Annotated in this window: 25 protein-coding genes; 16 read left to right on the forward strand and 9 right to left on the reverse strand. The window is 70.1% G+C overall.

All coding sequences use genetic code 11. The features are described 5' to 3' along the window. The first annotated feature begins 2 nt into the window (after positions 1-2). The 6 genes from BMZ18_RS07410 (at position 3) to BMZ18_RS07435 (ending at position 5,850) form a co-directional block, all read left to right on the forward strand. A complete protein-coding gene (locus BMZ18_RS07410; RefSeq protein WP_244516454.1) occupies positions 3-1,136 on the forward strand; it encodes a lycopene cyclase family protein in 1,134 nt (377 codons plus the stop codon). 43 nt (positions 1,137-1,179) lie between these two features. Continuing rightward, positions 1,180-2,217, forward strand: coding sequence for a non-homologous end joining protein Ku (gene ku / locus BMZ18_RS07415; RefSeq protein WP_068363282.1), 1,038 nt, complete (start codon positions 1,180-1,182; stop codon positions 2,215-2,217). A gap of 162 nt (positions 2,218-2,379) precedes the next feature. Further along, a complete protein-coding gene (locus BMZ18_RS07420) occupies positions 2,380-3,627 on the forward strand; it encodes an SDR family oxidoreductase (RefSeq protein ID WP_068363280.1) in 1,248 nt (415 codons plus the stop codon). Between the two features lie 56 nt (positions 3,628-3,683). Next, positions 3,684-3,884 (forward strand): hypothetical protein, encoded by a 201-nt coding sequence (locus BMZ18_RS07425; RefSeq protein ID WP_068363279.1) that lies wholly within the window; start codon positions 3,684-3,686, stop codon positions 3,882-3,884. Next, positions 3,881-4,672 carry a phosphatidylserine decarboxylase gene (locus BMZ18_RS07430; RefSeq protein ID WP_068363278.1) on the forward strand — a complete coding sequence of 264 codons (792 nt, stop codon included), beginning with the start codon at positions 3,881-3,883 and terminating at the stop codon, positions 4,670-4,672. Before BMZ18_RS07425 ends, BMZ18_RS07430 begins: the two co-directional genes overlap by 4 nt. Further along, the gene (locus tag BMZ18_RS07435; RefSeq protein WP_068363275.1) at positions 4,669-5,850 is read left to right on the forward strand and encodes a GNAT family N-acetyltransferase; all 1,182 of its coding nucleotides are present in this window, start codon (positions 4,669-4,671) and stop codon (positions 5,848-5,850) included. The genes BMZ18_RS07430 and BMZ18_RS07435 overlap by 4 nt, the downstream gene beginning before the upstream one ends. On the opposite strand, the gene BMZ18_RS07440 is transcribed toward BMZ18_RS07435, so the two are convergent. Genes BMZ18_RS07440 through BMZ18_RS07470 form a run of 7 tightly spaced genes read right to left on the reverse strand, consistent with a single transcriptional unit; the run spans position 5,840 to position 12,201 of the window. After that, positions 5,840-6,229, reverse strand: a complete 390-nt coding sequence (locus BMZ18_RS07440; protein ID WP_068101167.1) for a metal-sulfur cluster assembly factor — start codon at positions 6,227-6,229, stop codon at positions 5,840-5,842. The two genes, BMZ18_RS07435 and BMZ18_RS07440, sit on opposite strands and share 11 nt — an antisense overlap. Beyond that, positions 6,226-6,711: a Fe-S cluster assembly sulfur transfer protein SufU gene (sufU, locus tag BMZ18_RS07445; protein WP_068101164.1), complete on the reverse strand. Its 486-nt coding sequence runs from the start codon at positions 6,709-6,711 to the stop codon at positions 6,226-6,228. The genes BMZ18_RS07440 and sufU overlap by 4 nt, the downstream gene beginning before the upstream one ends. Next, positions 6,708-7,961, reverse strand: a complete 1,254-nt coding sequence (locus tag BMZ18_RS07450; RefSeq protein WP_068363272.1) for a cysteine desulfurase — start codon at positions 7,959-7,961, stop codon at positions 6,708-6,710. Before BMZ18_RS07450 ends, sufU begins: the two co-directional genes overlap by 4 nt. Beyond that, the gene (sufC, locus tag BMZ18_RS07455) at positions 7,958-8,731 is read right to left on the reverse strand and encodes a Fe-S cluster assembly ATPase SufC (RefSeq protein WP_068101160.1); all 774 of its coding nucleotides are present in this window, start codon (positions 8,729-8,731) and stop codon (positions 7,958-7,960) included. Before sufC ends, BMZ18_RS07450 begins: the two co-directional genes overlap by 4 nt. A gap of 46 nt (positions 8,732-8,777) precedes the next feature. Beyond that, the gene (sufD, locus tag BMZ18_RS07460) at positions 8,778-9,950 is read right to left on the reverse strand and encodes a Fe-S cluster assembly protein SufD (protein WP_068363269.1); all 1,173 of its coding nucleotides are present in this window, start codon (positions 9,948-9,950) and stop codon (positions 8,778-8,780) included. Further along, positions 9,947-11,395 carry a Fe-S cluster assembly protein SufB gene (sufB, locus tag BMZ18_RS07465; protein ID WP_068101156.1) on the reverse strand — a complete coding sequence of 483 codons (1,449 nt, stop codon included), beginning with the start codon at positions 11,393-11,395 and terminating at the stop codon, positions 9,947-9,949. Before sufB ends, sufD begins: the two co-directional genes overlap by 4 nt. Next, complete coding sequence (locus tag BMZ18_RS07470) at positions 11,392-12,201, reverse strand: helix-turn-helix transcriptional regulator (RefSeq protein WP_068363268.1); 810 nt, start codon at positions 12,199-12,201, stop codon at positions 11,392-11,394. The genes sufB and BMZ18_RS07470 overlap by 4 nt, the downstream gene beginning before the upstream one ends. Positions 12,202-12,383: 182 nt before the next feature. On the opposite strand from BMZ18_RS07470, the gene mptB reads away from it, so the two are divergent. From mptB to BMZ18_RS07490, 4 genes are all read left to right on the forward strand, one after another. Further along, complete coding sequence (mptB, locus tag BMZ18_RS07475; protein WP_371828493.1) at positions 12,384-14,057, forward strand: polyprenol phosphomannose-dependent alpha 1,6 mannosyltransferase MptB; 1,674 nt, start codon at positions 12,384-12,386, stop codon at positions 14,055-14,057. Continuing rightward, entirely contained in the window at positions 14,054-15,010 is a 957-nt protein-coding gene (locus BMZ18_RS07480; RefSeq protein WP_068363264.1) for an ABC transporter ATP-binding protein, read from the forward strand. The genes mptB and BMZ18_RS07480 overlap by 4 nt, the downstream gene beginning before the upstream one ends. Before the next feature lie 32 nt (positions 15,011-15,042). Beyond that, a complete protein-coding gene (locus tag BMZ18_RS07485; RefSeq protein WP_068363301.1) occupies positions 15,043-15,858 on the forward strand; it encodes an ABC transporter permease in 816 nt (271 codons plus the stop codon). Between the two features lie 87 nt (positions 15,859-15,945). Continuing rightward, positions 15,946-16,923 carry a COX15/CtaA family protein gene (locus BMZ18_RS07490; protein ID WP_068363262.1) on the forward strand — a complete coding sequence of 326 codons (978 nt, stop codon included), beginning with the start codon at positions 15,946-15,948 and terminating at the stop codon, positions 16,921-16,923. Here the strand turns inward: BMZ18_RS07490 and BMZ18_RS07495 are convergent. Beyond that, positions 16,887-17,267: a hypothetical protein gene (locus tag BMZ18_RS07495; protein WP_068101145.1), complete on the reverse strand. Its 381-nt coding sequence runs from the start codon at positions 17,265-17,267 to the stop codon at positions 16,887-16,889. The two genes, BMZ18_RS07490 and BMZ18_RS07495, sit on opposite strands and share 37 nt — an antisense overlap. A 104-nt stretch (positions 17,268-17,371) precedes the next feature. On the opposite strand from BMZ18_RS07495, the gene BMZ18_RS07500 reads away from it, so the two are divergent. Beyond that, positions 17,372-18,349, forward strand: coding sequence for a quinone oxidoreductase family protein (locus BMZ18_RS07500; protein ID WP_068363259.1), 978 nt, complete (start codon positions 17,372-17,374; stop codon positions 18,347-18,349). Positions 18,350-18,362: 13 nt separating this feature from the next. Here BMZ18_RS07500 and BMZ18_RS07505 read toward each other — a convergent pair whose 3' ends face one another. Next, a complete protein-coding gene (locus tag BMZ18_RS07505) occupies positions 18,363-19,343 on the reverse strand; it encodes a heme o synthase (protein ID WP_068363256.1) in 981 nt (326 codons plus the stop codon). A gap of 220 nt (positions 19,344-19,563) precedes the next feature. Between BMZ18_RS07505 and tkt the strand changes: the two genes are divergently transcribed. From tkt to pgl, 5 genes are read left to right on the forward strand one after another with little or no spacing between them, the layout of a single operon-like run. Continuing rightward, a complete protein-coding gene (tkt, locus tag BMZ18_RS07510) occupies positions 19,564-21,663 on the forward strand; it encodes a transketolase (RefSeq protein WP_068363253.1) in 2,100 nt (699 codons plus the stop codon). A 6-nt stretch (positions 21,664-21,669) separates the two neighbouring features. After that, entirely contained in the window at positions 21,670-22,788 is a 1,119-nt protein-coding gene (gene tal, locus BMZ18_RS07515; protein ID WP_068363250.1) for a transaldolase, read from the forward strand. Between the two features lie 3 nt (positions 22,789-22,791). Beyond that, entirely contained in the window at positions 22,792-24,351 is a 1,560-nt protein-coding gene (gene zwf / locus BMZ18_RS07520) for a glucose-6-phosphate dehydrogenase (RefSeq protein ID WP_068363247.1), read from the forward strand. Beyond that, a complete protein-coding gene (gene opcA, locus BMZ18_RS07525; protein WP_170851472.1) occupies positions 24,348-25,256 on the forward strand; it encodes a glucose-6-phosphate dehydrogenase assembly protein OpcA in 909 nt (302 codons plus the stop codon). The genes zwf and opcA overlap by 4 nt, the downstream gene beginning before the upstream one ends. Continuing rightward, positions 25,249-25,977 carry a 6-phosphogluconolactonase gene (gene pgl / locus BMZ18_RS07530; protein WP_068363239.1) on the forward strand — a complete coding sequence of 243 codons (729 nt, stop codon included), beginning with the start codon at positions 25,249-25,251 and terminating at the stop codon, positions 25,975-25,977. Before opcA ends, pgl begins: the two co-directional genes overlap by 8 nt. Positions 25,978-26,195: the final 218 nt, after the last annotated feature.

Below are 26,195 nucleotides of genomic sequence, written 5' to 3' on the forward strand. Positions count from 1 at the left end.
CCGTGTTCCCCTCACCCGACGCCGTGGTGGTCGGTGCGGGACCGGCCGGACGCGCCGCGGCGCACCGCATTGCGGCGGCGGGGGCCGTCGTCGTCCTCGTCGACCCGCACCCGGATCGACGGTGGACGCAGACCTACGCGATGTGGGACGACGAACTGCCGGCGTGGCTCCCGGCCGACGTACGCGCGACGACCACCCGGTCCGCCACCGTCGTCGGCGCCCGTCGGCACCACGTGGCCCGCGCCTACACGGTGCTCGACACCGTGGCCCTGCAGCGGGCCCTGACCGTCGACCCGGCCGCCGTGGTGCGGGACGTCGCGGTGAGCGTCGATGCGCGGGGCGTGACACTCCGCAGCGGGGGCCGCCTCGGCGCGGGCGTCGTGATCGACGCGCGCGGTTCGGCCGTCGGGCCGGGAGTCCCCGAGCAACGGGCGTACGGGGTGATCGTGCGTCCGGAGGTCGCGGAACCGGCGCTGGGGGGCGCCGAGACCCTGGTCATGGATTGGCGGCATGACAACGGCACGGACCCGCACGAACACCCCACGTTCCTCTACGGCGTGCAGCTCGACGCCGATCGGGTGCTGCTCGAGGAGACGTCGCTCGTCGGCGAGCCCGGACCCGACCAACCCGAGCTGGCCGCGCGACTGCACCGCCGCCTGCAGCATCGCGGCGTCGCGCTCCGCGGCGACGAGGCCGTCGAACGCGTGCGGTTCGCCATGGCCCCGCCGTCGGTAACGCCGGCCGGCGTGGAGGTGACGGGCGCCCGCAGCGCGGCGCTGCACCCGGCCACCGGGTACAGCGTCGCGTCGTCCCTGCGCCGGGCCGACGCGCTCGCCCGCCACGTCGTCGACGGCACCCCGGTGACCTCCCGGGCCACCGCCGCGGTGACGTCGTTGCGGCGACTCGGCGCACAGGTGCTGCTGGGTCTGCCGCCGGACGAGCTCGCGGACTTCTTCGACCGGTTCTTCGAGCTCCCCGTGGCCGCGCAGCGCGCCTACCTCTCCGGCGACGGCGACCTCCCGGGGACGGCGCGGGCCATGGGCGAGCTCTTTCGCGGGGCCGGATCAGGCCACCGACGTGCCATCGTCCGCACCGTCGGCCGACGCGCACGCGTGTCGGTTCCGTGGTTGCCGTGACGGGTGGTGGCGCCGTGACGATCCGTGGCCCAAGATTGACACCATGCGATCGATCTGGAAAGGCGCCATCGCCTTCGGGCTGGTGAACGTGCCGGTGAAGGTGTACACCGCCACCGAGGACCACGACATCAAGTTCCACCAGGTCCACGGCAAGGACGGCGGTCGCATCAAGTACGACCGCAAGTGCTCGGTGTGCGGCGAATCCGTCCAGTACGCCGACATCGACAAGGCGTACGAGTCGCCCGACGGCGATCGCGTGATTCTCACCGACGAGGACTTCTCCTCGCTCCCTGCCGCCGAGAAGCACGAGATCCCGGTGCTCGAGTTCGTCCCGACGGAACAGATCGACCCGATTCTCTACGACAAGAGCTACTACCTGGAGCCGGACTCGACGTCGCCCAAGGCGTACGTCCTGTTGCGGGACACCCTCACCGAGACGGATCGAACGGCGTTGGTGCACTTCACCCTTCGGCAGAAGACCCGGCTCGCGGCCCTGCGGGTGCACGAGGACGTACTCATGATCCAGACCCTGCTCTGGCCGGACGAGGTCCGCGCCGCCGAGTTCGGCTCACTGGACGGCGTGAGTGCGCCGCGGCCGCAGGAACTGAAGATGGCGGGTGCGCTGGTCGAGAGCATGTCCGGCGACTTCGACCCGTCGGAATACACGGACGACTATCAGATCGAGCTGCGGAAAGTTCTCGACGAGGCCATCGAGAACGGCGGTGAGAAGGTCGTCCACGCCGAGCGCGAGGACGAGGACACGGGCGAGGACGCCGAGGTCGTCGATCTGGTTGCCGCACTGCAGCGCAGCGTCGAGGCCGCCGGCCGGTCCGGGCGCGGGCGCGCGTCGGACAGCCGTGACGGTGACTCCGAGAAGGACACCGATACGACTCCGGCCAGGAAGGCCCCGGCGAAGAAGACCCCGACGAAGAAGACCGCGGCGAAGAAGGCTCCCGCGAAGAAGACGGCGGCCACGAAGACCGCGGCGAAGAAGACTGCCGCGAACAAGACTGCCGCGAAGAAGGCTCCCGCCAAGAAAAGCAGTGGTGCAGCGGACCACAGCGAACGCAAAGGCGCGTGACACGAACACAATTCGCCGGTGTCGTATCCGTAAGCCTCACAACGCCGAAGGTGTTATGTCACAGAGAACCCGTCTTTAGAGTTCCTTCCTGACGCCACGCAACGAACGTGGTCGACGTCGGCCGAGTCGGCTGTCGGGGGAACCAGTCGGGGAGAGAGACACATGTTCGAGCACGAGTTCACGACCGTCGCAAACGACGCCCATCTCGTCAGTCCGGTCGTGGCACTGACCGCGGACGCACCGTCGCTGCTGTTTCCGCGCAAGTACGCGGACATCGCCGCTCTGAGCGCAGGCGACGCCACCCTGCTGCGACCGGTCCTCGACTCCGCGACCGCCGACGCGGTGGCGGACATGCCCGAGCCGCGGCACGAGGTCGCCCTGGTGTTCGGCGCCAACGGCTTCGTGGGCGCGCACCTGGTGGCGGAACTGTCGACCCGTGACGATGTCACCACCGTCTACGCCGGTGTCCGCGGAAGCACGGACGTGCCCGCGGCCGATCGGTTCGAGGAGACCGTCGCGCGCTACGACATCACGAACATCGACCGGTCCAAGATCACCGTGATCGAAGCGGTGCCCACCCGAACCCGTTTCGGTCTCGACGAGGCCACCTTCGTCCATCTCCGCGAGACGGTGGACCAGGTCTTCAACTCCGCCAGCAGCACCGACTACGACGCCACCTACCTCGACCTGCGCCGCGACTGGTTCGAGTCCCTGCTGCGCGTCGTGCAGTTCACCCTCGAGTCGCGCCGGAAGCACCTCACTTACATGGGCTCCATCGGGGCTTTCCTCTACTGCAATCCGGAGGACTTCCTGCGCCCGGACTCGTGGTGGTACTCGGGCTACTGCCAGATGAAGTGGATCAACGGCCGTCTGCTGCGGTGGCTGAACGCCGACGCGCTCGCCTCGGTGACGCTGTGCGAGTCCCCGTACGTGCTCGGATCGACCACCGTCGGCAAGGACCCGGGTCGCGTCTACAGCTTCTGGCGCGCCATCGAGCTGGGCAACAGCGTCGGCGCGCTGTGGGACGGGCCGGGCATGAACTACGCACCGGTGGACGTGCTGACGCAGGTCCTCGCCGACAACGCGCTCGCCGACTCCCCGCTCGCGTACCTCGTGCCGTCGAACCCCGAGCCGTACTCGAACGCCGTGCTCGCCGACGCTCTCGGCCTCGATCTGGTGCCGTTCGACGAGTTCGTCCGGCGCGTGAACCAGCACATCCCCCCGGCGCGCACCGCGGCTCTGCTCGGGTCGGACGTCAACGATCTGATCCGCCGCTCCAACGCTCCGTCGGTGCTGCCCGCCGGCACGGACACCTCGTGGTGGGACCATACGGCGCTGTTCGCGAAGTACCTCGCGCACATCGAGTTCCGTGACATCACCGGTCGGCGTACCGGCCTCGTCTCGGCGTGACGCCGCGTCCCCACCCGCACCGCCCGCCGCCCTCCGGCCGGGTACCGACGCAACCGGTGTTCGTCCAGCCGGGGCGTCGGTACGCCGTCCGCACCTGGACCGGGGACCTCGTGCAGTTCGTCCTCGGGCTCGTCTACTACCTCGCCGTCGTCGCGCTCGGCGCACCCGCCGTGCTCCTCGACCGCCTTCTGGGAACCCGGCTCTACGACCGGTTCGTGAGCCTCGCCGAACGCATCGACCACGGCGGGGCGGCATGACCCGGCCGCGGGCTGCGGCGGCCGCCGCCGCAGCGGCGGTGGTCGCCGGGTACTCGTACTGGCGCAGCGCCGCCTTCCTGCGCGACCCCGTGCGCGTTCCTCCGGAGGACGAGGACACCGTCGTCGCCGCCGCCGACGGGTACGTCACCTACGTCAAGCGTGTCGACGACGGTGAGGTCCCCGTCGCGATCAAGAAGCGGCGGTCCATCCCGCTCACCGAGTACGCGGGCGTGGCCGCCGCCGACCCCTCCGAACCCGGCGTCTCGGGATGGCTGGTCGGGACCTACATGACCGAGCACTCGGTCCACCGGAACCGGGCACCCGTCGAGGGCACGGTGACCCTGCGCGAGCACCGCGGCGCGGCCCCGTTCAACCGGTCGATGGCCCGCATGACCGCCAATCTCGTTCTGCGGCAACGGCCGTACGACCGGGACTGCGAGTACCTGCTCACCAACGAGCGTCTCACCATCGGACTGCGGCACGCCACCGGGGCGGTCGTCTACGTCACGCAGATCGCCGACCTGTGGGTGGATCGCATCGTCGCCCACACCCGGCCCGGTGACCACCTCGCCCGGGGTGAGCAGTACGGACTCATCCGGTTCGGCTCGCAGTGCGACGTGTTCCTGCCGGACTCGCTCGTGTCGGCCGTCGACGTCCGGCCCGGCCAGTACGTGTGGGCCGGCGAATCCGTGCTCGCCCGCGTGAGGGCGGCGGCCCGCACCCCCACCGAACCCGACGAACCGACGGTCGGGGCGATCAGGGGCCTCGGCCCGAGGAGGACGACATGACCGCGACCATCACCCGACGCTCCGACGTGGACGTGCGGCCCGTCCGCACCCGTCGCGACTGGGCGCGTTTCCGCGGTGTGCCTTTCCTGGTCTACCGCGACGATCCGAACTGGATCCCGGGGGACGCGGCGGACGTCGGCGACATCCTGGTATCGCCGTCGGCGGGGACACGCAGTCGCATCACCACGCGAGCGTTCCTCGCGTACCGCAACGGTCGCGCCGTCGGGCGCATCGCCGCGATCCACGATCACGTCTTCGATCGGCAGTACCGAGCGTCCACGGTCTTCTTCGGGTATTTCGAGGCGGTCGACGACCCGGCCGTCTCGCACGCACTGCTCGACGCCGTCGCCGCGTGGGGACGTGCACGCTCGCTCACCGCCGTCGTCGGCCCGATGAGCCCGTCGATGCTCTGGAGTGCGGGAGTTCTGGTGCACGGCAACGACATTCCTCCCCTGGTCGGAATGCCGCACAACCCGCCGTACTACGCGGACCACCTCGAGTCGTGGGGTCTGACCGGCGCGAAGGACTTCCACAGCTTCTTCAGCGAGGACCCGCACACCCTGGTGCAGACGCCGATCTTCGCCCGCAAGTACGAGATGGGCAAGAGGTGGAAGGCGCGGTCCTCCGTCACCGTGCGGCCGATGAACCCGGCGACGTTCGACGAGGACCTCGAACGCGTCCGCGTGCTGTACAACACCGCGTTCGCCGACTTCTGGGGCTTCACGCCCGTCGACGCCGACGAGATGCGAGCCCTGGCCGCCACCATGCGGCCCGTCATGGACCCGGAGATCGTCCTGTTCGCCGAACTCGACGGCAAGCTGGTCGGCTTCGTCATGGGCCTGCCCGACGTCAACCGCGCCGCACTCGGCGCCGTCCGGTCTCGGTTCGGGCTGGTGCGGGACCTGCACACCCTGCTGCGCTGGCGTGGACCCGGCGGTCGAGCCCGTCGGGACCACGTCCGCCTGGACATGATGTTCGTCGACCCGTCGTGCCCCGACCGCGGCGTGTCCGCGCTGCTGATCTTCGAGCTGTTCGAGCGTATTCACGACCAGGGCTACCGGTCGGTGGAGGCCGCGCCGGTCCAGTCGGACGGCGGATGGTTCCGCTCGGTGCTCGCGTCCTATCCGGTGGATCCGACGCGGACCTACCGCATCTACGAGCGCTCGATCACACCGTGAACCCGAGCGCGCGCAGCTGCTCGCGGCCGTCGTCGGTGATCTTGTCCGGACCCCACGGCGGCATCCAGACCCAGTTGATCTTGAGCTCCTCGGCCAGACCGCTGCGTACCAGCGCGTTGCGGCTCTGATCCTCGATGACGTCGGTCAGCGGGCACGCGGCCGACGTCAGGGTCATGTCCAGGGTGACCACGGCGTCGTCGTCGATGGCGATGCCGTAGACGAGACCGAGGTCGACCACGTTGATGCCGAGTTCGGGATCGACCACGTCACGCATCGCCTCCTCGAGATCGGCGATGATCGCGGCGTTCTCCGGGGTCTCGGCATTCTCGAGGGTCTCGGACGTCTCGGGGGTGACGGGGGCCTCGTTGGTGTCGGTCATGACTGTCCTCCGATGGGGTGCGGCAGGGTGGGAACGGGGTCGGGAGCGCTGGTGGCGGACTGCGCGACGGCGTCCTTGAACGCCATCCAGCCGAGCAGGGCACACTTCACCCGCGCGGGGTACTGCGCGACGCCGGCGAACGCGATGCCGTCACCGATGACGTCCTCGTCGCCCTCGACGCGGCCGCGGCTGCCGATCATCTCGGCGAAGGCGTCGACCGTCCGCAGGGCGTCGGTCACCGCCCTGCCGATGACCTGGTCCGTGAGCACCGACGTCGCGGCCTGGCTGATCGAGCAACCCTGACCGTCGTAGGAGACGTCGGCCACGGTGCCGTCGACCACGTGCACGCGCAGAGTCACCTCGTCACCGCACGTCGGGTTGACGTGGTGGACCTCGGTGTCGAACGGATCGCGCAGTCCGCGACCGTGGGGGTGCTTGTAATGGTCCAGGATGACCTCCTGGTACATCGCGTCCATTCTCACGGGCGCACCCCGAAGAAGTCCTGCGCACGCACGATCGCGGCTGCGAGTGCATCGACCTCGGCGAGGGTGTTGTACACCGCGAACGACGCCCGCGCGGTCGCGGCCACGCCGAACCGGCGGTGCAGCGGCCACGCGCAGTGGTGGCCCACCCGCACGGCCACGCCCTCGTCGTCGAGGATCTGACCCAGGTCGTGCGCGTGGACCCCGTCGACCACGAAGGACACGGCGCCGCCGCGATCCGCCGTGTCGGTGGGGCCGATCACGCGGACCCCGTCGAGATCGGCCAGCATCGCCAGCGTCGCGGCGGTGAGCTCGTGCTCGTGGGCGGCCACGGCGTCCATGCCCAGTGCCGTCAGATAGTCGACCGCGGCACCGAGACCGACGACCTGCGAGGTCATGGGGACACCCGCCTCGAAGCGCTGCGGCGGCGCCGCGTACGTGGTGGCCTCCATGGTCACGGTCTCGATCATGGAGCCGCCGGTCACGAACGGCGGCATTGCGGCCAGCAGGTCGCGCCGGGCCAGCAGGACGCCGACGCCCGACGGCCCGAGCATCTTGTGCCCGGAGAACGCGGCGTAGTCGACGTCCAGTGCCCGGAAATCGAACGGCATGTGCGGCACCGACTGGCATGCGTCGAGCACGACCAGCGCCCCGACCGCGCGGGCCCGGCGCACCAGGTCCTCGACCGGAGCGACGGCACCCGTGACGTTGGACTGGTGCGTGAAGGCGACCACCCGCGTGCGGTCCGTCAGCTCGAGCGAGGACAGATCGATCCGGCCGTCGTCGGTCACGCCGTACCACCGCAGCGTCGCCCCGGTGCGCCGGGCGAGCTCCTGCCACGGCACGAGGTTCGCGTGGTGCTCGAGCTCGGTGATCACGATCTCGTCGCCCGGACCCAGCGCCCGGTCGAACCGGTCGTCCGCGAGAACGTGGGTCACCAGGTTGAGCGCCTCGGTGGCGTTCTTGGTGAAGACCACCTCGTCGGCGTCCGCACCGACGAACGCGGCGATGGCCGCGCGAGCACCCTCGTAGGCGTCGGTGGCCTCCTCCGCCAACTGATGCGCGCCCCGGTGAACCGCGGCGTTGCACGTGGTGAGGAAGTGCCGCTCGGCGTCGAGCACCTGCATCGGCCGCTGCGACGTCGCCCCGGAGTCGAGGTACACCAACGGCTTCCCGTCGCGGACCGTCCGTCCGAGAATCGGGAAGTCGGCCCGCACCCGGGCGACGTCGAGAGCGACGGACGCGGTCATGCGCTCGCGGCGGACTTCGTGAAGCGCTCGTACCCGTTGGTCTCGAGCTCGTCGGCGAGTTCCGCCCCACCCGACTCGACGATGCGTCCGCCCGCGAAGACGTGCACGAACTCCGGGGTGATGTACCGCAGGATGCGCGTGTAGTGCGTGATCAACAGGATGCCGCCGTTCTGGCGCTCCTTGTACCGGTTGACACCCTCGGAGACGACGCGCAGTGCGTCGACGTCCAGACCCGAGTCGGTCTCGTCGAGGATGGCGATCTTCGGTGCGAGCAACCCGAGCTGCAGGATCTCGTGGCGCTTCTTCTCGCCACCGGAGAATCCCTCGTTGACGCTGCGCTCGGCGAAGGCGGGATCGATGTCGAGCTCGGTCATCGCCTCCTTGGCTTCCTTGACCCAGTGGCGGAGCTTCGGCGCCTCGCCGCGGACGGCGGTGGCGGCGGTCCGCAGGAAGTTCGACATCGACACGCCCGGCACCTCGACCGGGTACTGCATCGCCAGGAACAGGCCTGCGCGGGCACGCTCGTCGACCGACATCTCGAGGACGTCCTCGCCGTCGAGCGTGATCGACCCGGAGGTCACCCGGTACTTGGGGTGGCCGGCGATGGCGTAGGACAGCGTGGACTTGCCGGAGCCGTTGGGGCCCATGATGGCGTGCGTCTCGCCGGACGAGACCGTGAGGTTCACGCCCTTGAGGATCTCGATCGGCTGTGCCGCGTCGTCGGACTGGGCGACGTCGACGTGCAGGTCGCGGATTTCGAGGGTGGACATGTACTTCCTTCGTCTACGAGTGGATGAATGCTGGCGAGCGGCCGGATCAGACGCCGGTGACGGCGAGCTCGGCCTCGATCGCGTCGGACAGGCGGGTCCGCACCGAGTCCACCGGGATCCGGGCGATGATCTCGTGGAAGAACCCACGCACCACCAGCTTGCGGGCCTGGGCCTCCGGGATGCCGCGCGCACGCAGGTAGAAGAGCTGCTCGTCGTCGAACCGTCCGGTGGCGCTGGCGTGACCTGCACCGGCGATCTCGCCGGTCTCGATCTCGAGGTTCGGAACCGAATCGGCACGCGCCCCGTCGGTGAGGATGAGGTTGCGGTTGAGCTCGAACGTGTCCGTGCCCTCGGCCGTCGCACCGATGACGACGTCGCCGATCCACACGGTGTGGGTGTCCGGCTTGGCCGAGGCCGGATCGCCCTGCAGCGCGCCCTTGTACACCACGTTGGACCGGCAGTGCGGGGCGCTGTGGTGGACCAGCAGACGCTGTTCGAGGTGCTGACCGTCGTCCGCGAAGTAGAGGCCGAGCAGTTCCGCGTCGCCGCCGGGACCGTCGAACTCCACCACCGGCGTCAGGCGCACCAGGTCCCCGCCCAGGCTGACCGAGAAGTAGCGGAGGGTGGCGTCACGACCGACCTTCACGTGGTGGGAGGCGACGTGAACGGCGTCGTCGTTCCATTCCTGCAGCGCGACCAGAGTGAGCTGCGCGCTGTCGGCGACCACGAACTCGACGTTCTCCGCGTACGTTCCGCTGCCGCGCTGCTCGAGCACGACGGTGGCCTTGGCGAACGCCTCGACCCGGATCTGCACGTGGCCGAACGCGACCGCGTCGACGCCGGGCCCCTCGACCGTGATCGTCAGCGGGTCGTCGAGTTCGGCCTCGGACGCCACGGTGACCACGGTGGCGTCGGCGAAGGACGTGTAGGCCTGGGCCGCGATGCGGTCCGTGGGCACACCTGCGGTGCCGAGACGAGCGTCGTCACGCCCGACGGTCTCGACGCGCACCGACTCGGGAGCGCCGGACACCGTGACCGTGGTCGAACCGGTGGCCACGGCGGAGCCGTCGTGCAGGCCCCGCAAGCGGCGCAGCGGGGTGAAGCGCCAGATCTCGTCGCGCCCCGACGGCACCTCGAACGCGTTCACGTCGTACGACGAGAACTGCGCGCCCTTGTTGGCGACGATCGCGCGCTTGTCTTCGGTCTGCGGCACGGTCATCCGACCGATCCCTCCATCTGCAGTTCGATCAGGCGATTGAGCTCGAGGGCGTACTCCATGGGGAGCTCCTTGGCGATGGGCTCGACGAACCCGCGCACCACCATCGCCATGGCCTCGTCCTCGGTCAGACCGCGGCTCATGAGGTAGAACAACTGGTCGTCGCTCACCTTCGACACGGTGGCCTCGTGGCCCATGGTCACGTCGTCCTCGCGGATGTCGACGTAGGGGTAGGTGTCGCTGCGGCTGATCTGGTCCACGAGGAGCGCGTCGCACTTGACGGTCGACTTCGACCCGTGCGCGCCCTTGTTGATCTGGATCAGACCGCGGTACGACGCGCGGCCACCGCCGCGGGCGACGGACTTGCTCACGATGTTCGACGACGTGTTCGGCGCGAGGTGCAGCATCTTCGAGCCGGTGTCCTGGTGCTGGCCCTCGCCGGCGAACGCCACGGAGAGCACCTCGCCCTTGGCGTGCTCGCCGGTCATCCACACGGCCGGGTACTTCATGGTGACCTTGGAGCCGATGTTGCCGTCGATCCACTCCATGGTGGCGCCGGCCTCGGCCTTGGCTCGCTTGGTCACCAGGTTGTAGACGTTGTTCGACCAGTTCTGGATGGTCGTGTAGCGGCAGCGGCCACCCTTCTTCACGATGATCTCGACGACGGCCGAGTGCAGCGAGTCCGACTTGTAGATCGGCGCGGTGCAGCCCTCGACGTAGTGCACGTAGGCACCCTCGTCGACGATGATGAGCGTCCGCTCGAACTGGCCCATGTTCTCGGTGTTGATGCGGAAGTACGCCTGGAGCGGGATGTCCACGTGGACGCCCGGCGGGACGTAGATGAACGAGCCGCCGGACCACACCGCAGTGTTCAGGGCGGAGAACTTGTTGTCCCCGGCCGGGATGACCGAGCCGAAGTACTCCTGGAACAGCTCCGGGTGCTCGCGCAGGCCGGTGTCGGTGTCCAGGAAGATGACGCCCTGCTCCTCGAGATCCGCGCGGATCGAGTGGTAGACCACCTCGGACTCGTACTGCGCCGCGACACCGGAGACCAGGCGCTGCTTCTCCGCCTCGGGGATGCCGAGCTTGTCGTAGGTGTTCTTGATGTCCTCGGGCAGATCGTCCCACGTGGCCGCCTGCTTCTCGGACGAGCGCACGAAGTACTTGATGTTGTCGAAGTCGATGCCGTCGAGGTCCGAGCCCCAGTTCGGCATCGGCTTGCGGTCGAAGGTGCGCAGCGCCTTCAGGCGCGCCTCGAGCATCCACTCGGGCTCGCTCTTCTTGGCCGAGATGTCCCGCACCACGGCCTCGCTGAGGCCGCGCTTCGCGGCGGCGCCGGCGACGTCGGAATCCGCCCAGCCGTACCCGTAGTTGCCCAGGGACGCGATGGTCTCGTCCTGGGTGAGCGGGGCCGTGGGAGGGGTCACCTGGTCGGGTGTGACGGTCATGCGGGCTCCTTCCGGAGGCGATCACGGGTGGGGCTGGGCTGAACTGTGGCTGAGGTGTCGGTGTCTCGTGCAACGCGTTCGGACGCCGACTTATTGCCGTCCCGGGAGACGGCGGGTGTGCCGAGCGGCACGTGGGTGGTGCAGGCGCAGTCGCCGTTGGCGATGGTGGCCAGGCGCTGGACGTGCGTGCCCAGCAGGTCGGCGAACGCTTCCCGCTCCGCGGCGCAGAGTTCGGGGAACTCCTCGGCCACGTGCGAGACCGGGCAGTGGTGCTGGCAGATCTGCACCCCGGCGCCGACCGGGCGGGTCGAGGCCGCGAACCCGGCCTCGCTGAGCGCTCGGGCGATCGCGTCCGCCGTCGCCGCCGCGGACTCGGCGGATCCGTCGGCCGGTGTGACATCGCGCACGATGGACAGGATCCGGCGTTTCGCGAAGACGCGGACGGCGTCGTCGCCGCCGATCGCGCGGATCTCGCGCATCGCGGCCCCCGCCAGATCGTCGTAGGCGTGACCCAGACGGGACCGACCATGCGAGGTGAGGGCGAACATCTTGGCGGGACGGCCGCGACCGCGACTACGCGGACCGACGGCCGACGACACCCGCGCCGCCCCGGAATCGACGAGGGCGTCGAGGTGGCGCCGGACGCCCGCGGCACTGATACCCAGGCGCGATGCCACCTCGGAGGCGCTGATCGGCCCCTCCTCGAGGAGAAGGTCGACCACCGCGGACCGCGTGCTGCCGTCCGTCGACACGCCGCCCTCGAGCGGCGCGTCGCCACTCGCGGATCGGTGTTCGGTCGTTTTCACAACACCAGTGTGACGGAATTGGGAGGGCGGTTCCAGCAAGGGCACCCTGGGTAGACGCGTCCGAGTCGGGGCTCGGGCAGGCCGCTCGGTCGCCTACGCTCCGAACCGTGGGTGCAGAGAATGCCGGAGCGACGGCCGAGGCGACGGTCGACCGCTCCCGCGCTCGACGCGCCTCGAGCCAGGTGCGCAGGGTGGTGCGTCGGGCGCTCGGCGTCGACGGGACCTCGCGGACCGATCGGGTGGCCTATCTCCACGACAACGAGCCCGAACGCCCCCCGCTCGACGCCGCCGAGATCCGGGACCTCACCCGCATCCGCCGCTTCGGCGCCGTCGGCGCGGGCATGATGGCGCTCGGCGCCCTCGGGGCGGGCGCACAGCCCGTTCTGCAGAACCCGGTGCAGGGCGTCCGCGTCCTCGGCCTGTTCGCCCGCGCGCTGCCCGCGGCGCTCACCGTCACCCTGATCGGAACGGTTCTGGTGGTGGTCGCCTGGCTCCTGCTCGGCCGACTGGCGATCGGATCGTTCGGCCGCGGCACCTCCCCGCGTCGACTGTCCCGATCCCAGCTCGACCGGACGCTGGCGCTCTGGATCCTTCCCCTGTGCGTCGCACCGCCGATGTTCAGCAAGGACGTCTACTCGTACCTCGCGCAGAGCGAGATCACGGCCCGCGGACTCGACCCGTACGAGATCGGCCCCCAGGCCGCGCTCGGCGTCGACCACGTCCTCACCCGCACGGTGCCCAACATCTGGCGCGAGACGCCGGCGCCCTACGGACCCTTCTTCCTGTGGATCGGCCGCGGTATCACCGCGCTGACGGGCGACGACATCGTCTCCGGCATCTTCCTGCACCGCGCGGTGGCGCTGGTGGGCGTGGCGCTGATCGTGTGGGCGCTCCCCCGCCTCGCGGCGCGCTGCGGAGTGTCCTCCGTCGCCGCCCTGTGGCTCGGTGCCGCGAACCCGCTCCTGCTGTTCCACCTCGTGGCGGGCATCCACAACGAGGCGCTGATGCTCGGCCTCATGCTGGCCGGACTCGAACTGTGCTTCCGCGGCATCGACGCACTCGACGACGTGACACGTCGCCGCACCGGCCGCGCACTTCTCCTCGTCGGCGCCGCCGTCATCGCACTGTCGGCGACGGTGAAGATTCCGTCGCTCATCGCCCTGGGTTTCGTCGGCATGGCCCTGGCCCGGCGTCGGGGCGGGCGGCTTCGAGACGTCGTCCGTGCGGCGGTCGTCCTCGGTGTCGTCGCGGCCGTCGTGATCGTCGGGGTCAGCCTGGTCAGCGGCCTCGGCTTCGGCTGGTTGGGCACCCTGGGGACGGCGAACGCAGTGCGCAGCTGGATGTCCCTGCCCACCCTGCTCGGTCTCGCGACGGGGGGCGCCGGCGTGCTCCTGGGCATCGGCGACCACACGACGGCGGTCCTGTCGCTCACCCGACCGATCGCGTCCGCGGTCGCTGCCGTCGTCATCGCCCGCATGCTGGTCGCCACGCTGCTCGGGCGCCTGCACCCGATCGGCGGACTCGGCGTCTCCATCGGCGCCCTCGTCCTGCTGTTCCCCGTGGTGCAGCCCTGGTACCTGCTCTGGGCGGTAACCCCGCTCGCGGCGTGGGCCACTCGTCCGGCGTTCCGGGTTCCCGTGATCGCGTTCTCCGCCTTCGTCTCCCTGATCGTCATGCCCACCGGCGGCGAGGTGCAGCCGTTCGTGATCGTCCAGGCCGCGCTGGCGACCGTGGTCACCCTCGGCGTCGTGTACGCGGCGACGCGCCGGTCCCTGCCCTGGCGGGCACGCACGACGGTGTCGGACGGGGCAGGAACGCCGCCCCCGCGGGCCGACGCCTACGCTGGACCCTCGTGACCGATCGACCCACTCCGCCCGCCGCGACCACCGAATCGCCCGCGGTGTGCGTCTCCGGCGTCGTCAAGCGGTTCGGCTCCACCACGGCCGTCGACGGTCTCGACTTCACGCTGGGACGGGGCCGCGTCCTCGCACTCCTCGGCCCCAACGGAGCCGGCAAGACCACGACCGTCGAGATGTGCGAGGGCTTCCTGGCCCCGGACGAGGGCAGTGTCAGCGTGCTCGGGCTCGACCCGACGCGCGCATCGGACGAGGTCCGCTCACGCATCGGCGTCATGCTCCAGGGCGGCGGCGCCTACCCGGGTTCGCGGGCCGGCGAGATGCTCGATCTGGTCGCCGCGTACTCCGCCGACCCGCTGAATCCAGCCTGGTTGATGTCGCAACTCGGGTTGGCGGACCAGGTGCGCACCCCGTACCGGCGACTCTCGGGCGGGCAGCAACAGCGCCTGTCCCTCGCGTGCGCGCTCGTGGGGCGACCGGAACTGGTCTTCCTCGACGAGCCGACGGCCGGGCTCGACGCTCAGGCCCGCCTACTGGTCTGGGATCTGATCCGGGCCCTGCGCCGCGACGGCGTCTCCGTCCTCCTGACGACGCATCTCATGGACGAGGCCGAGACGCTCGCGGACGATCTGGTGATCATCGACCACGGCCGGGTGGTGGCGTCGGGAACGCCCGCGGAGTTGACTCGGCGCGGCGCCGAGGGGCAACTGCGCTTCACGGCACCTCCCGGTCTGGACCTGACGTTGCTGCAGACCGTGCTGCCGGAGGGCTTCGACCCGAAGGAGACCGCGCCGGGTTCCTACCTGGTCGAGGGGACGATCGACCCGCAGGTCATCGCCACGGTCACCTCGTGGTGCGCGCGGATCAACGTGCTCGCGACGGATCTGCGGGTCGAGCAACGCAGCCTCGAGGACGTCTTTCTCGACCTCACCGGTCGGGAACTGAGAAGTTGAAGACCGGGAAGCGAGACGGACGAGTGACCACGATGTCGGACCCCAGCGGGTCCTCCGATCTGCCCGGCGGCGCCGCGACCGAGCGCTTCGCCCCCGGCACGTTCACCCCCGATCCCCGCCCGGCGGCCCGCGCGTCGATGCTGGCCGCGCAGACGCGCCTCGAACTGGTGCTGCTGCTCCGCAACGGCGAGCAGCTGTTGCTCACCCTCTTCATTCCGGTGACCCTGCTGGTCGGCCTGACGCTGCTGCCGTTCGGCGATCTCGGCGGTGTCCGGGTGGACACCGTGGTGCCCGCGGTCATGACCGTCGCCGTCATGTCCACGGCCTTCACCGGACAGGCGATCGCCGTCGGATTCGACCGGCGCTACGGCGCGCTGAAACGCCTCGGCGCCACCGCGCTGCCCTCCTGGGGCATCATCGCCGGCAAATCGCTGGCGGTCAGCGTGGTCGTGGTGCTGCAGTCGGTCGTGCTCGGCATCATCGGCGCGGCGCTGGGATGGCGCCCGACTCTGCTCGGGCTCGGCGTCGGTGCGGTGGTCATCGCCCTCGGCACGGTGACGTTCGCCACGATGGGCCTGCTGCTCGGCGGTACCCTGCGCGCCGAGATCGTGCTCGCCCTCGCCAACATCGCCTGGTTCGTCATGCTCGGTGTCGGCAGCGTGGTCTTCGCGACCGACGCCCTGCCGGGCATCGTGCGGACGCTGGCCCGGTGCATTCCGAGCGGTGCCATGACCGAGACGCTCGAACAAGCCGTCGTCGGGCACGTCGACTCGATGGGCATCCTCGTCCTGGTGATCTGGGCCGCCGTCTGCGGTGTGTGGGCCACCCGGAAGTTCTCGTTCACCTGACCGGCGGAGATCGCGCGCACGGGGTCGTCGACCGGCCGGGGGCCGTCAACTACAGCGTGTAGGAGTCGGGCGACTACCATCGGTCCCGTGCGTCGCGCCTACTTCTCCCTCGTCGACCGGCTTCCTCTCCCGTCTGTGCGCGCGCAGCGCATCATCGCGTTCCTGGTGATTCTGACCCAGGGCGGCATCTCGGTCACCGGCGCCGTCGTGCGCGTGACGGGCTCCGGACTGGGCTGCCCCACCTGGCCGCAGTGCTTCCCCGGCAGCTTCACGCCGGTGGGGGTCTCGGAGGTCCCCGTCCTGCATCAGGCCGTGGAGTTCGGCAATCGGATGCTCACGTTACTGGTGGTCCTGACCGCGGCCGCGATCGTCCTGGCCGTCACCCGCGCCCGTCGCCGACGCGAGATCGTCGCCTACGCCTGGCTCATGCCGGCAGGCACGGTGCTCCAGGCGGGCGTCGGCGGCATCACCGTGCTCACCGGCCTGCTGTGGTGGACGGTGGCCGTCCACCTGATCATCTCCATGCTCATGGTCTGGCTCGCCACCCTGCTGTTCCACAAGATCGGCGAGCAGGACGACGCGGTGTCCGTCGCGACCGTGCCTGCACCGCTGCGCTGGCTCACGGCTCTGTCCGCGACGGTCCTCGCCGGCGTCCTGGTCGCGGGCACCATGGTCACCGGCGCGGGACCGCACGCCGGCGACGCGGACGTCGCGCGCCTCGAGGTGGAGATCGTCACCCTGGTGCACCTGCACGCCGAACTGCTGGTGGGCTACCTCGCCCTGCTGGTCGGCCTGACGTTCGGCGTGTACGCCGTGGGCCGCGCCGGGGTGACCCCGCTCAAGCGGCGCCTGCACGTCCTGCTGGCACTCGTGATCTCCCAGTCCGTCGTCGGCATCGTCCAGTATTTCACCGACGTCCCGGCCGCCCTGGTGGCCGTGCACGTCGCCGGAGCCGCACTGTGCACCGCCGCGACAGCTGCCGTGTGGGCGGCCTGTCGAGAGCGCGAGGAGGCGCCCGGCGCCGAGGCTCAGAGCCCGTTGCGGGCCTTCGGGAACCGCGTCTGACCGGCCACCCAGCCGGCCATCTGGGCGAAGTGCCCCTTGCGGGGAGTCACCACCGAGCTGAGGTCGCGGTCCCACTCGCCCACGGTGACCGAGTCCAGGCTGTCCACCACCGCGTGAGCGGTGCGTAGATCCGGCGCCACTCGATCGCCCAGGATGCCGTCCGCTCCGACCAGAGTGACCCGCACCCCCGCCCGCCCGAGCGGCTGCAGAACCGCCGTGGCCGATCCGCCGTGCGCGTCCACGAAGGACGAGATGGACGAGCGCAGGCGTGACGGCGGCGCCGCGGTTTCCGTGCTCTGCGGCGAGTCGCCTTTCGGCGCGTTCTCGAGGCTCTCGGAGGTCATGACTGCGACGATAGCCGATCCGGGTGCGAGGTCGACCGGAGGCTACCGACGAGTAACCTCCGCCGGATCCTTCCCGCCGCCGATGCCGGTGGAAGACTGCGCTCATGCGCGCAATTCTCGTCACCCGAACCGGCGGACCCGACGTCCTCGACCTCACCGACGTGCCCGATCCGACGCCCGGACCGGGCGATCTGCTCGTGCGCGTCGACGCCGCCGGCATCAACTACATCGACACCTACTTCCGCACCGGAACCTATCCGCGCGACCTGCCCTACGTCCCGGGCGACGAGGGAACCGGCGTCGTCGAGGCGGTCGGTGACGGTGTCGACGGTGCCGACGGGGACTTCTCGGTCGGGGACCGCGTGGCCTGGGCCTCCGCGCCGGGCAGCTACGCCGAACTCGCCGTCGTCCCCGCCGCGGTCGCCGTCCGCGTGCCGGACGGGGTGGACGCGCCGCAGGCGGCGTCCGTGCTGCTGCAGGGCATGACCGCCCACTACCTCGTCGAGTCCACGTACCCCGTGCAGGCCGGGGACACGGTGCTCGTGCACGCCGGCGCGGGTGGCGTGGGGCTTCTCCTCACCCAGCTCGTCGTCGCGAAGGGCGCAACCGCGATCACGACGGTCTCCACCGACGAGAAGGCCGAGCTCTCCCGCCGGGCCGGCGCCACGCACGTGCTCCGGTACGACGAGGACATCGCAGCTCGTGTCCGCGACCTCACCGGCGGCGAGGGAGTGGCCGCGACGTACGACGGCGTCGGCCGCAGCACGTTCGACGCGAGCGTCGCGAGCACGCGCGTGCGCGGCACCGTCGCGCTGTTCGGCGCCGCCAGCGGACCGGTCCCACCCGTCGATCCGCAAATTCTCAACCGCGGGGGCTCGCTGTTCCTGACGCGGCCCACCCTGGTTCACCACGTACGGGACCGCGCCGAACTGGAGTGGCGGGCCGGTGACGTCATGCGGGCGCTGGCGGACGGCACGCTGACGGTGCGCGTCGGGAATCGCTATCCGTTGGCGGAGGCGCGGCGGGCGCACGAGGACCTCGAGGGACGGCGGACCACGGGCTCGATCGTGCTGGAGCCGTGATGGCCGGAACGGCCTAGAAGCCGAGCATCTCGCTCACGGTGGCGCCGCCGATCACGGCGTCCACCGCGAGTCCGAGGAACACGACGGCGAGGTAGTTGTTCGACTGCAGGAACAGACGCAACGGTTTGACCGGCCGACCCTTGCGCACCCCGGAGTAGAGCTGGTGGGCCATGACGAGGAACCACGTGCCGGCCACCAGGGCGACGGCCGCGTAGATCACGCCGGCCGCGGGCACGAGGGCCAGCGTGGCGGCGACGGTGAGCCAGGTGTAGATCACGATCTGGCGGGTGACCACCTGCTCGGTGGCCACCACGGGCAGCATGGGAACGCCCGCGGCCTCGTAGTCGTCCTTGTAGCGCATCGCGAGCGCCCACGTGTGGGGCGGCGTCCAGAAGAAGATGACGAGGAACAGCACCACGGCCTGCCAGCCCACCGTGCCGGTCACCGCGGACCAGCCGACGAGGGCGGGCATGCACCCGGCGGCTCCGCCCCAGACGACGTTCTGCGAGGTCCGGCGCTTGAGACCCTTGGTGTAGACGAAGACGTAGAACAGGATGGTCGCCACCACGAGCGAGCCCGCGAGCAGGTTGGCGGCCCACCACAGCCAGAGGAACGACGCGGCGCCGAGGACGACGCCGAAGACCAGTGCGTGGCGGGTGGGAACCGCCTCGCGGGCCAACGGACGACGCGCGGTGCGCTTCATGACCTTGTCGATGTCCGCATCGACCACGCAGTTGAGGGTGTTGGCACTGGCGGCGCCCATCCACCCGCCGAAGAGCGTGGCGAAGAGGAGCGGCAGGTTCACGGTGCCGCGGTCCGCGAGCAACATCGTCGGGATGGTCGCGACGAGAAGGAGTTCGATGACGCGCGGCTTGGTCAGAGCGAGGTACGCCGCAGGCCGCGCGAGCAGTCGACCGGGCAACGACGTCGGTGCCGGCCGGGAGCTCACCTGCGGACTGTCGGCGAACCCGTGTCCACTCGGGCTCTGCCGCATCGCCACTCGAATTCTCCCAACCACATCCACGCGCGCGTCACCATCGGACCGATGGCACTACTACAGGCGATGGTAGACGCCGCCGGTGTCATCGCCCCAATCGGCGGGTACCACGACTGCGCCGCCCACCCCGGGGAACTAGGCTCTTCGGTGTGAGCGGTCACCGCTCGCACCGTTGCTACTGGCCACCCACCCCGACAGTGTCAGGAGACCCTCGCTCGTGTCGATCACAGACGACGTCACCGCCCTCACCAGGGCGCACCACCCCAGCGACTGGACCGACCTGGACACCCGCGCCGTGGACACCGTGCGCGTCCTCGCCGCCGACGCCGTCCAGAAGGTGGGCAACGGCCACCCCGGTACCGCCATGAGCCTCGCTCCCCTGGCCTACACCCTCTTCCAGCGCACCATGCGTCACGATCCGGACGACACCACCTGGATCGGCCGCGACCGCTTCGTGCTCTCCTGCGGCCACTCGAGCCTCACGCTCTACATTCAGCTCTACCTCGGCGGTTTCGGTCTCGAGCTCGAGGACCTGAAGGCGCTGCGGACGTTCAAGTCCAAGACCCCGGGTCACCCGGAGTTCCGCCACACCAAGGGTGTCGAGATCACCACCGGGCCGCTGGGCCAGGGTCTGGCCTCCGCCGTGGGCATGGCCATGGCGTCCCGACGCGAGCGCGGCCTGTTCGATCCCGAGCCCGCGTGGGGCGAGAGCCCGTTCGACCACTACATCTACGTCGTCGCCTCCGACGGCGACATCGAGGAGGGCGTGACCAGCGAGGCGTCGTCGCTCGCCGGCACGCAGCAGCTGGGCAACCTGATCCTGTTCTACGACGACAACAAGATCTCGATCGAACACTCCACCGACATCGCTCTGTCGGAGGACACCGCCGCCCGGTACGAGGCCTACGGCTGGCACGTGCAGGTGGTCGAGGGCGGCGAGAACGTCACGGCCATCGAGGAGGCGATCGAGGCGGCCAAGGCCGTCACCGACAAGCCGTCGATCATCGTGCTGCGCACCATCATCGGCTTCCCGGCACCCACCATGATGAACACCGGCGCCGTCCACGGTGCCGCCCTCGGCGACGAGGAGGTCGCCGCGGTGAAGAAGGCGCTGAACTTCGACCCCGACGCGACGTTCGAGGTCTCCGACGAGGTCATCGCGCACACTCGCGGCCTGCAGCAGCGGGGCCGCGCGGCACACGAGGCCTGGAGCAAGGACTTCGACGCCTGGAGCGAGCGCGAGCCCGACCGGCGCGTCCTGCTCGACCGACTGACGAAGGGCACCCTCCCGGAGGGTTGGACGGACGTGCTCCCCACGTGGGAGCCCGGCAGCAAGGCCGTCGCGACGCGTGCGGCGTCGGGCAAGGTGCTCGGTGCCGTCGGCCCCGTCCTGCCCGAGCTGTGGGGCGGCTCGGCCGACCTCGCGGGCAGCAACAACACCACCATCGAGGGCGCGAAGTCCTTCGGCCCCACGTCGATCTCCACCGACGACTGGGACGCGGAGCCCTACGGCCGCACGCTGCACTTCGGCATCCGTGAGCACGCGATGGGCGCGATCCTCTCCGGCATCGTCATGCACGGCCCGACCCGCGCGTACGGCGGCACGTTCATGCAGTTCAGCGACTACATGCGCCCCGCCGTCCGACTCGCGTCGCTGATGGACATCGATCCCATCTACGTCTGGACCCACGATTCGGTGGGTCTCGGCGAGGACGGACCGACGCACCAGCCGGTCGAGCATCTCGCCGCACTGCGCGCGATCCCCAACCTCTCCGTCGTCCGTCCCGCCGACGCCAACGAGACGGCGCACGCCTGGCGCGCCGTGCTCGCGCGGTCGTCCAGCAGCGGTCCGGTCGGACTCGCCCTCACCCGCCAGGGCGTTCCGGTGCTCGAGGGCACCGACTACGAGGGTGTCTCGAAGGGCGGCTACGTCCTGGTCGAGTCCTCGAAGGCAGTACCCGACGTGGTGCTGATCGGCACCGGATCCGAGGTGCAGTACGCGGTCGAGGCGCAGAAGACCCTCGAGGCCCAGGGCATCGGCGCGCAGGTCGTCTCGATGCCGTGTGTGGAGTGGTTCTTCAGCCAGGACCAGAACTACCGCGACCAGATCCTGCCGCCCACCGTGACCGCGCGCGTCTCGATCGAGGCCGGTATCGCGATGCCGTGGTACCGCATCGTCGGCGGCCACGGCGAGATCATCTCGCTCGAGCACTTCGGGGAATCGGCAGACGCCGCCACGCTGTTCCGCGAGTACGGCTTCACCGCCGACGCCGTCGTGGCCGCCGCGCAGCGTTCCATCGCCAACGTGAAGGGATAGACACCCATGACACAGAACACGAACCTCGAGCAGCTGTCCGCCGCGGGCGTGTCCGTCTGGCTCGACGATCTCTCCCGCACCCGCATCGAGTCCGGCAACCTGAAGGACCTGATCGACACCAAGTCGGTGGTGGGCGTCACCACCAACCCGTCGATCTTCCAGGCCGCCCTCAGCGCCGGGAACACCTACGACGAGCAGGTGAACCAGCTCGCCGCGCAGGGCGCCGACGTCGACACCGTGATCCGGACCGTCACCACCGACGACGTCCGCAACGCGTGCGACGTCCTCGCCCCGGTGTACGAGGCGACGGCGGGCGTGGACGGTCGCGTCTCCATCGAGGTCGACCCGCGAATCGCCCACGACACGGACAAGACCGTCGCCCAGGCGATCGAGCTGTGGAAGATCGTCGACCGCCCGAACCTGCTGATCAAGATTCCCGCCACGGAGGCCGGCATCCCGGCGATCGCCAAGGTGATCGGCGAGGGCATCAGCGTCAACGTCACGCTCATCTTCTCCGTCGAGCGGTACGAGGCCGTCATGAACGCCTACCTCGAGGGCCTCGAGGCCGCCGCTGCGGCCGGCCACGACCTCGACACGATCCACTCGGTGGCGTCGTTCTTCGTCTCCCGCGTGGACACCGAGGTGGACAAGCGTCTCGACGCGATCGGCACGCCGGAGGCGACGGAGCTGAAGGGCAAGGCGGCGCTGGCCAACGCCCGTCTCGCCTACAGCGCCTACCAGCAGGTGTTCGAGGTCGGCGCGCGCTTCCAGAGCATGCTCGACAAGGGCGCACGGCCGCAACGGCCGCTCTGGGCCTCGACCGGGGTGAAGGACCCGTCGCTCCCCGACACGCTGTACGTGACCGAGCTCGTCGCACCCAACACGGTCAACACCATGCCGGAGAAGACCCTGGATGCCGTCGCCGACCACGGTGAGATCACCGGCGACACGGTCACCGGGACCGGTCCGCAGTCGCAGGAGATCTTCGACCGGATCGCGGCACTCGGTGTCGACCTGACCGACGTCTTCCTCGTTCTCGAGAACGAAGGCGTGGAGAAGTTCGAATCCGCGTGGGGCGAGCTGCTGGACGCCACCCGCGAGCAACTCGACGCAGCCAAGAGCTGATCGGTGGCCGACGTTGCCGGGGGCGCCGGGCCGGATCCGACCGGGCCGGTGAACCCTCTCCGCGACGGGCGTGACAAGCGACTGCCGAGGATCGCCGGGCCCTGCAGCCTGGTGATCTTCGGCGTCACCGGCGATCTCGCCCGCAAGAAGCTGATGCCGGCCGTCTACGACCTGGCCAACCGCGGCCTGCTGCCCCCCGGCTTCGCGCTGGTCGGGTTCGCGCGCCGGGACTGGTCCGACCAGGACTTCGGCACGATCGTGCACGACGCCGTGCGCGAGCATTCCCGGACGCCGTTCCGGGAGGACGTCTGGGAGCGCCTGTCCGAGGGAATCCGCTTCGTCGAGGGCACCTTCGACGACGCCGCCGCGTTCGAGCGTCTGAAGAGCACGCTCGCGACGCTCGACGTCGAGCGCGGCACCGGCGGCAACCACGCCTTCTACCTGTCGATCCCGCCCGCGGCCTTCCCCACGGTGTGCGAGCAGTTGTCGGCGTCCGGCCTGGCCACCGGGGACGACGGCAGCTGGCGGCGCGTCGTCATCGAGAAGCCCTTCGGTCGCGACCTGCAGAGCGCCAAGGAGCTGAACGCGGTGGTCAATCGGGTCTTCCCGGAGGACACGGTGTTCCGCATCGACCACTACCTCGGCAAGGAGACGGTCCAGAACATCCTGGCGCTGCGTTTCGCGAACCAGTTGTTCGACCCGATCTGGAACGCCCACTACGTCGACCACGTGCAGATCACCATGGCCGAGGACATCGGCCTCGGCGGTCGCGCGGGGTACTACGACGGCATCGGCGCGGCGCGCGACGTCATCCAGAACCACCTGCTCCAGCTGCTCGCCATCACCGCGATGGAGGAACCGGTCAGCTTCAAGCCCTCCGAGCTGCAGACCGAGAAGATCAAGGTGCTCTCGGCCACCAAGTTGGCCGAACCGTTCGCCGAGACCGCCGCCCGCGGCCAGTACACCGCCGGGTGGCAGGGCAGCCAGCGCGTCAAGGGACTCAAGGAGGAGGACGGGTTCGACGCCGAGTCGAACACCGAGACCTACGCCGCGATCACCCTCGAGGTGGACACCCGCCGCTGGAGCGGAGTGCCGTTCTACCTGCGAACCGGCAAGTCGCTCGGTCGCCGGGTCACCGAGATCGCCGTGGTGTTCAAGCGCGCCCCCCACCTGCCCTTCGATGCGACCATGACCGAGGAGCTCGGACAGAACGCGTTGGTCATCCGCGTGCAGCCCGACGAGGGCGTGACCATGCGCTTCGGCTCGAAGGTCCCGGGATCGTCGATGCAGGTGCGCGACGTGAGCATGGACTTCAGCTACGGGCAGGCCTTCACCGAATCCTCCCCCGAGGCGTACGAGCGGCTCATCCTCGACGTGCTGCTCGGCGAGCCGTCCCTCTTCCCGGTGAACGAGGAGGTCGAGCTCTCCTGGAAGATCCTCGACCCCATCCTCGAGTTCTGGGCGTCGGGCGGGACCGCCGATCCCTACGAGGCGGGCACCTGGGGACCGGAGTCGGCCAACGAGATGATGGAACGCACCGGACGTGAATGGAGAAGACCGTGATCGTCGACCTCCCCGCCACCACGACCGGTGACGTGTCGAAGAAGCTGGTGGAGATCCGCGAGTCCGGCGGTGCGGTCACCCTCGGCCGGGTGCTCACGCTGGTGGTGCTCACCAAGAGCGTGTCCGGCGCGGAGGACGCCATCGCCGCCGCCAACGAGGCCAGTCGAGAACACCCCTGCCGCGTCATCGTGCTGGCCCCCGACGACCGCGACGCCCCTCCCGGACTGGACGCGCAGATCCGCGTCGGTGGGGACGCCGGCGCGTCCGAGGTGGTGATCCTGCGTCTGCACGGCGAACTGGCCGACCACGAGGACAGCGTCGTCGTGCCGTTCCTCCTGCCCGACACACCCGTCGTCGCCTGGTGGCCCGACGAAGCTCCCCCGGTTCCGGGCAAGGACAAGGTGGGCAAGCTCGCCATCCGCCGCATCACGGACGCCACCCACGCGCCCGATCCGCGCTCCGCGATCGCCGGTCGTCTGGCGTCGTACACGAAGGGCGACACCGACCTCGCGTGGTCGCGAATCACCTACTGGCGCGCCCTGCTCACCACTGCGCTCGACCAGGTGAGCGAACCCGTCGAGTCCGTCGCGGTGTCGGGTCTGTGGGAGGAGCCGGCACTCGACATCCTCGCCGGGTGGCTGGCCGGACGCCTGTCCGTGCCCGTCACACGCCGGGTGGGACCGTTGACCGTCGAGATGCGGCTGGTCGGTGGCGGTGTCGTCTCCATCTCCCGACCGCAGACCGGCACCACCGCGACTCTGCGGCGCACCGGCCAACCCGACACCCTCGTCTCGCTCGCGCGGCGCGAGACCCGCGACTGCCTGGCCGAGGAACTGCGGCGCCTCGACCGCGACGAGATCTACGAGGAGGCCCTGGCGTCTCTCGGGAAGGTGACGTATGAGTGAGATCGTCCGCTCCGCCGATCAACGGTCCCTGGCCCGCGCGGCCGCCGAGCGCATCGTCGCTGTCCTGGTGGAGGCACAACGCGCCCGCGGCTCGGCATCGCTCGTCCTCACCGGCGGCGGCACGGGCGTCGCCACGCTGACCGCCGTTCGTGACCTGGGTGGGGACGTCGACTGGTCGGCCGTCGACGTCTTCTACGGCGACGACCGATTTCTGCCCGAGGGCGACCCGGAGCGCAACCACCGTCAGACTCGGGAAGCGTTGCTCGATCACGTCGACGTGGACCCGGCGCGCGTCCACGTGATGGCGGCGTCCGACACCCCGCCCGGCGACATCGTCGCGGCGGCCGCGGCGTACCACCAGACCATCGCGGCGTTCGCGGGTCCGTCCGGGGAGCCGACGTTCGACGTTCACCTCCTCGGCATGGGTCCCGATTCCCACGTCAACTCGATTTTCGCCGGCACGGACGCCGTGCGCGAGACCGAGCGCCTGGTGCTCGCCGTCACCGACTCCCCCAAGCCCCCGCCGGAGCGCATCACGCTCACGCTCCCCGCGGTGCGGCGCTCGCGCCACGTGTTCCTGCTCGTGTCGGGTGAGGGCAAGGCCGACGCCGTCGCCGCCTGCGTCGGTGGAGCCGACCCGATCGAACACCCCGCCGCGGGCGCGGTCGGTCTGGACTCCACTATGTGGTTCCTCGACGAGGGTTCCGCGTCCCGGCTCTGACCGTCACCGACCGGCGGTGTTCGGGTCACCCCCTCGCCGGGCGTCGTCGGTCCCGCCCGGGTGATCCCGACGGCACGAGTACAGGACGCGGCCCCCACCCGACCGTCGCGGGACCCCGCGTCGCCAGGCCGACGAGGCTGCTGCACAGCGGTTCTCGCGCGAGTCGGACATGCGGCCCTCGTTCCGTCGACGGTGCCGACGACCCGATCGGGCCGGCG

It is taken from the genome of Rhodococcoides kroppenstedtii (assembly GCF_900111805.1).
In the GTDB taxonomy this organism is placed as follows: Bacteria; Actinomycetota; Actinomycetes; order Mycobacteriales; family Mycobacteriaceae; genus Rhodococcoides; species Rhodococcoides kroppenstedtii.

Bases quoted from the DNA above. Each gene is read 5' to 3' on its own strand.
- tal (WP_068363250.1), top strand. From the start codon at position 21,670: ATGACACAGAACACGAACCTCGAGCAGCTGTCCGCCGCGGGCGTGTCC.
- BMZ18_RS07485 (WP_068363301.1), top strand. From the start codon at position 15,043: ATGTCGGACCCCAGCGGGTCCTCCGATCTGCCCGGCGGCGCCGCGACC.
- BMZ18_RS07430 (WP_068363278.1), top strand. From the start codon at position 3,881: ATGACCCGGCCGCGGGCTGCGGCGGCCGCCGCCGCAGCGGCGGTGGTC.
- BMZ18_RS07435 (WP_068363275.1), top strand. From the start codon at position 4,669: ATGACCGCGACCATCACCCGACGCTCCGACGTGGACGTGCGGCCCGTC.
- ku (WP_068363282.1), top strand. From the start codon at position 1,180: ATGCGATCGATCTGGAAAGGCGCCATCGCCTTCGGGCTGGTGAACGTG.
- sufB (WP_068101156.1), bottom strand. From the start codon at position 11,395: ATGACCGTCACACCCGACCAGGTGACCCCTCCCACGGCCCCGCTCACC.
- sufD (WP_068363269.1), bottom strand. From the start codon at position 9,950: ATGACCGTGCCGCAGACCGAAGACAAGCGCGCGATCGTCGCCAACAAG.
- BMZ18_RS07440 (WP_068101167.1), bottom strand. From the start codon at position 6,229: ATGACCGACACCAACGAGGCCCCCGTCACCCCCGAGACGTCCGAGACC.
- BMZ18_RS07500 (WP_068363259.1), top strand. From the start codon at position 17,372: ATGCGCGCAATTCTCGTCACCCGAACCGGCGGACCCGACGTCCTCGAC.
- BMZ18_RS07420 (WP_068363280.1), top strand. From the start codon at position 2,380: ATGTTCGAGCACGAGTTCACGACCGTCGCAAACGACGCCCATCTCGTC.
- BMZ18_RS07505 (WP_068363256.1), bottom strand. From the start codon at position 19,343: ATGCGGCAGAGCCCGAGTGGACACGGGTTCGCCGACAGTCCGCAGGTG.
- BMZ18_RS07495 (WP_068101145.1), bottom strand. From the start codon at position 17,267: ATGACCTCCGAGAGCCTCGAGAACGCGCCGAAAGGCGACTCGCCGCAG.
- BMZ18_RS07450 (WP_068363272.1), bottom strand. From the start codon at position 7,961: ATGACCGCGTCCGTCGCTCTCGACGTCGCCCGGGTGCGGGCCGACTTC.
- pgl (WP_068363239.1), top strand. From the start codon at position 25,249: ATGAGTGAGATCGTCCGCTCCGCCGATCAACGGTCCCTGGCCCGCGCG.
- sufC (WP_068101160.1), bottom strand. From the start codon at position 8,731: ATGTCCACCCTCGAAATCCGCGACCTGCACGTCGACGTCGCCCAGTCC.